At 70.9% G+C, this 6,653-nt stretch carries 4 protein-coding genes; 1 reads left to right on the top strand and 3 read right to left on the bottom strand.

Annotated elements, in window-relative coordinates; translation table 11 throughout:
- Nucleotides 1–213: 213 nt before the first annotated feature.
- From ACFU0Y_RS16185 to ppsA, 3 genes are all read right to left on the bottom strand, one after another.
- A complete protein-coding gene (locus ACFU0Y_RS16185) occupies nt 214–828 on the bottom strand; it encodes an MBL fold metallo-hydrolase (protein ID WP_380215665.1) in 615 nt (204 codons plus the stop codon).
- Nucleotides 829–1,387: 559 nt separating this feature from the next.
- Nucleotides 1,388–2,233, bottom strand: coding sequence for a pyruvate, water dikinase regulatory protein (locus tag ACFU0Y_RS16180; RefSeq protein WP_380215663.1), 846 nt, complete (start codon nt 2,231–2,233; stop codon nt 1,388–1,390).
- Between the two features lie 119 nt (nt 2,234–2,352).
- Nucleotides 2,353–4,749 (bottom strand): phosphoenolpyruvate synthase, encoded by a 2,397-nt coding sequence (gene ppsA, locus ACFU0Y_RS16175; RefSeq protein WP_380215661.1) that lies wholly within the window; start codon nt 4,747–4,749, stop codon nt 2,353–2,355.
- Nucleotides 4,750–5,361: 612 nt separating this feature from the next.
- Between ppsA and ACFU0Y_RS16170 the strand changes: the two genes are divergently transcribed.
- On the top strand, nt 5,362–6,621 hold the full coding sequence (locus ACFU0Y_RS16170) for a M24 family metallopeptidase (protein WP_380215659.1): 1,260 nt from the start codon (nt 5,362–5,364) through the stop codon (nt 6,619–6,621).
- Nucleotides 6,622–6,653: the final 32 nt, after the last annotated feature.

Raw genomic sequence — 6,653 nt, 5'->3', positions numbered from 1 at the left:
GTAGAAGTGCACGCCCTGGATCAGCGACGAGGCGCAGTTGCCGACACCGGCAACGGCCACGCGAATGGGATGGTGGGACACGGGACTCCTTCGTCGTGAGGCCGGTCGCGCCGACCGTGCGCCGGGGCGGGATGCCTCTTGGGGTGGTTGGGATGAGAGGGGGCGTGACAGTCCGGCCCGGCACGGGCGACGGGCCGGGCCGGCGGCCGTCCGTCAGTGACCGCGGTCGATCCACTCCTGCAGGTGCGGCGCCTCGGCGCCGATCGTGGTGGGCTCACCGTGCCCGGTGAGGACCTCGGTGCCCTCCGGCAGGGTCAGCAGACGGGTGCGGACGGACTCGACGATGACGTCGAAGTCGGAGTAGGACCGACCGGTCGCCCCGGGTCCGCCCCGGAACAGGGTGTCCCCGGAGAACAGCACTCCGTCCTCCCCGAGCCCGGGGGCGGAGAAGCACACCGAGCCGGGGGAGTGCCCGGGGGTGTGGAGGGCGACCAGCTGTGCCCCGGCCACCGTGAAGCGGTCGCCGTCGGCGATCTCGGCATCGGGACCGGTGGTCGGGTGGGTCTGCTGCCACAGCATCATGTCGGCCGGGTGCAGGTGCACGGGGGCGCGGAGCGCCTCCCCGACCTCGAGAACAGCGCGGATGTGGTCGTCGTGGGCGTGGGTCAGGAGGATCGCCCGGGTGTCGCGGATCCCCACCGCCGCCGCGACGGCAGCGGCGTCGTGGGCCGGGTCGATGACGAGGCACTGCTCGTCGTCGCCGACGATCCAGACGTTGTTCTCGACCTCCCAGGTGCCCCCGTCCAGGGAGAACGTGCCCGAGGTCACCAGCCGTTCCACTCTCACCCCTCCGCGGGGTTCGGCCGAGGCGGTCGTGGTCTGCGCGTGCTCGGGGCGGCTCCGGCGCGGAACCGGCATCTGCCCGGAGACGCAGCCGGAGCTCATCGCTCTGTCTCCGCGGCGTCGCGGGCCTCGGCAGCCGGTGCGGATGCCGTGTTCGTGCGCAAGGCCGGGGCCTCGGCCCCGGACACCACGCGGTGAACTCGGTGCATCGGGTCTTCCTCTCCGTGTCGGGGTCCGGTCGCTGTCCTCCGTGACCGGTGGTCGACCGCCGGGTGGGAACTCCGTCCACCACCGCAGATCGACATAGGCGCATTTGATGCAACGCGTATCGGTATGTGCAACGCTGGCCGTGGAAAGAGTCTCCGGGTGCTCGATCGCCCTGTCAAGGGATCCTCCGGGGGACGCCTCGGTGCCGGGTGCGCCAGGAGGCGTCCCCGTGCCGCCCGCCGGCCTCGTGGATCCAGGACCGGTCCGCCGGCGGCCGGGCACGTGCGCCGTCCGCCGCCGTGCGCGACGCCGGCCCAGGTCGGACCGGGGCGCACCGTCACCGGCGACGGCCGGTCCGTTCGGGGTCGACCTCGCCGAGCTCCATGCGGTCCAGGATCGTGGCCGAGATCTCCTCCACGGACATGGCGGCGGAGTTGACGTGCGGGACGTGGTGGAGGGCGTACAGCTCCTCGGCGTTGCGCAGTTCCCAGGTGCACTGGGCGAGGGAGGAGTAGACGGTCGACCGTCGTCGTTCCTGGCGGATCTGGCTGAGCCTGAGGGGCTGGGAGGTGAGGCCGAAGCACTTGCCGAGGTGGGCCGTGATGGGCGGCGGCAGGGACCGGCGTTCGAAGTCCTCGTCGACCAGGGGGAAGTTGGCGGTGCGGATGCCGTGCTGCAGGGCCAGGTACATGCTGGTGGGGGTCTTGCCGCAGCGTGAGGGGGCGATGAGGATCAGCTCGGCCTGCTCCAGGGCGCGCACGGACTGGCCGTCGTCGTGCTCCATCGCGTACTCGACCGCCGCCATCCGGGACTGGTAGCGGAGGGCGTCCCCGAGCCCGTGGGCCCGCCCCGGCAGGAGGTTCGCGGTGGCGTGCAGCGCGGTCTCGAGCTGGGGGAGATGGGATCCGAACAGGTCCACGAAGAAGCCCTGGCTGCCGGCGAGGACAGCGCGGATGCCCGGGTCGACGACGGTGGAGAACACGACCGCCGTCCGCCCGGCCGCCGTGACCGCGTCGATGCGGTGCGCGATCTGCCGTGCCCGTTCCACGGTGATGACGAACGGCACGGTGTGGCGCTCGACGTGCTGGGCCGGGAACTGCGTGAGCAGCGTGTTGCCCAGGGTCTCGGCGGTGATCCCGGTGCTGTCGGAGAGGAAGAACGCCACCGGACACGTCTCGGTCACTGCTGCTCCTGCTCTCTGCTCATGGTGCGTCCTCCGTCCGGGGCCGTGCTCGGAGTGGGTGCTCGGGGTGCGTGCGGTGCCCTGGTCCGGGTGCCGTGCGCACCCGGACCAGGGTGGTCTCACCTGCTGGGCTGGGCGGTGGCGGCCAGGGCCAGCCAGGTGTCCACCACGGCGTCGGGGTTCAGCGAGACCGAGTCGATGCCCTGGTCCAGCAGCCAGGCGGCGAGCTCGGGGTGGTCGCTGGGACCCTGCCCGCAGATCCCGACGTACTTGCCCTTCGCCCGGCAGGCGGTGATCGCCATTCCCAGCAGCTTCTTCACGGCGGGGTTGCGCTCGTCGAAGGAGGAGGCGACGAGGGCGGAGTCGCGGTCCAGGCCCAGGGTGAGCTGGGTGAGGTCGTTGGAGCCGATGGAGAACCCGTCGAAGTGCTCCAGGAACTCCTCGGCCAGCAGGGCGTTGGCGGGCAGCTCGCACATCATCACGATCTCCAGGCCCTCCTCGCCGCGGGCCAGGCCGTTGGCCGCCAGCAGCCCGATCACGCCTTCGGCCTCGGCGAGAGTGCGCACGAACGGGACCATGAGCTTGATGTTGGTCAGGCCCATGGTGGTGCGCGCGTGCCGCACCGCGGCGCACTCCATCTCGAAGGCCGCCCGGAAGCTCTCCGAGAGGTACCGGGAGGCACCGCGGAAGCCGAGCATGGGGTTCTCCTCCTCGGGCTCGAAGGCCGGGCCGCCGAGCAGGTTGGCGTACTCGTTGGACTTGAAGTCCGAGAGCCGGATGATCACCGGCTCCGGGGCGAAGGCGGCGGCGATCGTGGCGATGCCCTCGGCCAGGCGCTGCACGTAGTACTCGCGCGGGCCGTCGTAGGCGGCGATCCGCTCCCGGATCTGCCCGGCCACCTCGGCCGGCAGCTCCGGGGAGCCGTTCTGAAGCGCGAGCAGGGCCAGGGGGTGGATGCCGATCTGGCGGTTGATGATGAACTCCAGCCGCGCCAGTCCCACCCCGTGGTGCGGCAGCTGCGCGAAGGCGAACGCCTGCTCCGGGGTGCCCACGTTCAGCATGATCTTCAGCGGCGCGTCCGGCATGGAGCCCAGGGCGGCCTCCTCCACCGTGTAGTCGAGCAGCCCCTCGTAGACCAGGCCCGTCTCGCCCTCGGCGCAGGAGATCGTCACCGGGTCTCCCTCGGTCAGCACCTGAGTGGCGTTGCCGGCCCCGACCACCGCGGGGATGCCCAGTTCCCGGGCGATGATGGCCGCGTGGCAGGTGCGCCCGCCGCGGTCGGTGACGATCGCGGCGGCCTTCTTCATGATCGGCTCCCAGTCCGGGTCCGTCATCGAGGCCACCAGCACGTCCCCGGCCTGGAAGGAGGCCATCTGCTCGATCGACTCCAGCACCCGGACCTGCCCGGCGCCGATGCGCTGACCGATCGCCCGCCCCTCGGCTCGCACCCGGGCCGTCTCGTGGAGCCGGTAGCGGGCGACCGTGCCGCCGGCCCGGCGGGAGAGCACCGTCTCGGGGCGGGCCTGCAGGATGTACAGGCGCCCGTCGACGCCGTCCAGGCCCCACTCGATGTCCATCGCCCGCCCGTAGTGGGCCTCGATCGCCACCCCGTAGCGGGCCAGCTGCTCCACCTGCGCGTCGGTGAGACTGAACCGGCCCCGCTGCTCCGCCGGCACGGGCACGAAGCCCACGGTCTCGCCGAGCTCGGCGGAGTCGGTGTAGGTCATCTGCAGGGCCTTGGCCCCGAGCCCGCGCTTGAGCACCGCCGGCCGCCCGGCCGCCAGGGCGGGCTTGTAGACGTAGAACTCGTCGGGGTTCACCGCCCCCTGCACCACGGCCTCCCCGAGCCCGTAGGAGGAGGTGAGGAACACCGCGTCGGTGAACCCGGACTCGGTGTCCATGGTGAACATCACCCCGGAGGCCCCCAGGTCGGAGCGCACCATCCGCTGCACCCCGACCGAGAGCGCGACCTCGGCGTGGGCGAAGCCGTGGTGGACCCGGTAGGCGATCGCCCGGTCGTTGTAGAGCGAGGCGAAGACCTCCTTGACCGCCGCCAGCACGTTCGCCACCCCGCGCACGTTCAGCAGCGTCTCCTGCTGCCCCGCGAAGGAGGCGTCCGGCAGGTCCTCCGCGGTCGCGCTCGAGCGCACCGCCCAGGACACCTCCACCCCCGCCGGCTGGGCACCGGCCAGCTCCGCGTAGGCGGCGCGGACCGCGTCCTCCAGGGCGGCCGGCAGGGGTGCGGCCAGGATCAGGGACCGGATCCGCGCCCCCGCCGCGGCCAGAGCGCCCACGTCGGCGGTGTCCAGGCCCTGGAGGAACTCCGCGATCCGTTCGTCGAGCCCGTCCGTTCGCAGGAACTCCCGGAACGCCGTCGCCGTCGTGGCGAAACCCGCCGGCACCAGCACCCCGGCGGAGTCCAGGTTGCGGATCAGCTCCCCCAGGGAGGCGTTCTTGCCCCCGACCTCCTCCAGGTCCGACAGATCGATCTCGGTGAACGGAAGAACGTAGGTCATCGGAATCGTGCTCCTCAGGGTGCGTTCGAGCGGGCATCTGTCGTGTCGTCGGGGAACGTCGCGTGCCGCACCCCGCCCAGGACGGAGGTGTCACGGTCCGGCTGCCGGCGGGGCGTCGGTACCGCCTCCGCGTCCACCGGACGGTTCGCGCCCCGCGTCACCACGGGCCGGCCGCGGCGCATGCCCTGCGCCACCGGCTGGTGAGGCGGACCACATCATTGTCGTCAATAGATATATCACTTATATACGAGGTGCGGAAGAGTGTTGCGCTCCTCCTGAGGGGCGACCCTGGGTGCCCCGCGGCGGTCATTGGCGTCCCTGTTGCGATGAATGCAACACCCCTGCGTCTCAAAGTCTGTGGGTAATCGCCCCGGTTCTCGCATTTGTGACGTTCGCGTATAAGTCCTTGACTGTGGTGCTCATCACTTCCTACAGTGAAGCAACTCGGTTGTGCTGATCGCAACAACAGACAGTTGAGGACATCAGGACCCAGCACCAACGGAGCGCTGTGACGCCCACCGCTGGGGCACGCGCCACCGAGTTCGCGGTGCGGCGCCTCCCACGACCCACCCGGGACCGTCTGTCCGGGAACCGCTCCACGAAAGGACGACCATGACCACCTCGCCGCTCACCGCCCCCGCCGCCTCCGTCGCCGAGCTCGAGCGCCTGAAGACCCTGCACAACGGGGTCAAGCAGCAGCTGACCTTCTCCGACGCCGAGTTCGAGCGCCGCCTGTCCGGGCTGCGGCGGATCATGGCGGAGCAGCAGCTCGACGCCGTCATCCTCACCAGTTACCACGGCATCAAGTACTACTCGGACTTCCTGTACACCACGTTCGGCCGCAACTACGCCCTGGTCGTCACCGCCGAGGACTCCGTGACGGTCACCGCCAACATCGACGCCGGCATGCCCTGGCGCACCAGCTACGGCGACAACATCGTCTACACCGACTGGCGGCGCGACAACTTCTACTACGGCCTCCAGGAGGCCCTGCGCCGGCGCGGCGTCACCGCCCGCCGGATCGGCGTGGAGGACGACGCCCTGCCGCTGCTGACCCGTCAGCGCATCCAGGCCGCCTTCGAGGGCGCCGAGCTCACCGACGTCTCCCAGGACGCCATGCGCCAGCGCATGATCAAGTCCGCCGAGGAGATCGAGGTCATCAAGCACGGCGCCCGCATCGGCGACCTCGGCGGCGAGGCCATCCGCGCCGCGATCCGGGCGGGCATCACCGAGTACGAGGTCGCGCTGGCCGGCACCGAGGCGATGGTCCACGAGATCGCCCGCACCTTCCCGCACCGCGAGGTGCGCGACACCTGGGTGTGGTTCCAGTCCGGGATCAACACCGACGGCGCCCACAACTGGGCCACCACCCGCACGCTGCAGCGCGGGGACATCCTGTCCCTGAACTGCTTCCCGATGACGTCGGGCTACTACACCGCCCTGGAGCGCACCCTGTTCCTGGGCGAGCCGGACGCCCGCTCGCGCGAGCTGTGGGAGATCAACGTCCAGGTCCACGAGCGCGGCCTCGAGCTGATCAAGCCGGGCGCGGTGTGCAAGGACATCGCCGCGGAGCTCAACGAGATCTTCGTCTCCCACGGCCTGCTGGCCAACCGCACCTTCGGCTACGGCCACTCCTTCGGCGTGCTCAGCCACTACTACGGCCGCGAGGCCGGCCTGGAGCTGCGCGAGGACATCGACACGGTGCTGGAGCCGGGCATGGTCGTGTCCATGGAGCCGATGATCACGGTCCCGGAGGGCGAGCCGGGCGCCGGCGGCTACCGCGAGCACGACATCCTCGTCGTCGGCGAGGACGGCGCCGAGAACATCACCAAGTTCCCGTACGGCCCCGAGCACAACATCGTCCAGGCCTGACCCGGACGATCCCGGTGGCGCCGCCCTCGGGC

Origin of the sequence: Kocuria sp. NPDC057446 (assembly GCF_042802875.1) — a bacterium.
GTDB lineage: Bacteria > Actinomycetota > Actinomycetes > Actinomycetales > Micrococcaceae > Kocuria.
Note: the sequence above shows the minus strand (reverse complement) of the source record. Positions and strands in the feature narration are given on the sequence as shown.

Bases quoted from the DNA above. Each gene is read 5' to 3' on its own strand.
- ppsA (WP_380215661.1), bottom strand. From the start codon at position 4,749: ATGACCTACGTTCTTCCGTTCACCGAGATCGATCTGTCGGACCTGGAG.
- ACFU0Y_RS16170 (WP_380215659.1), top strand. From the start codon at position 5,362: ATGACCACCTCGCCGCTCACCGCCCCCGCCGCCTCCGTCGCCGAGCTC.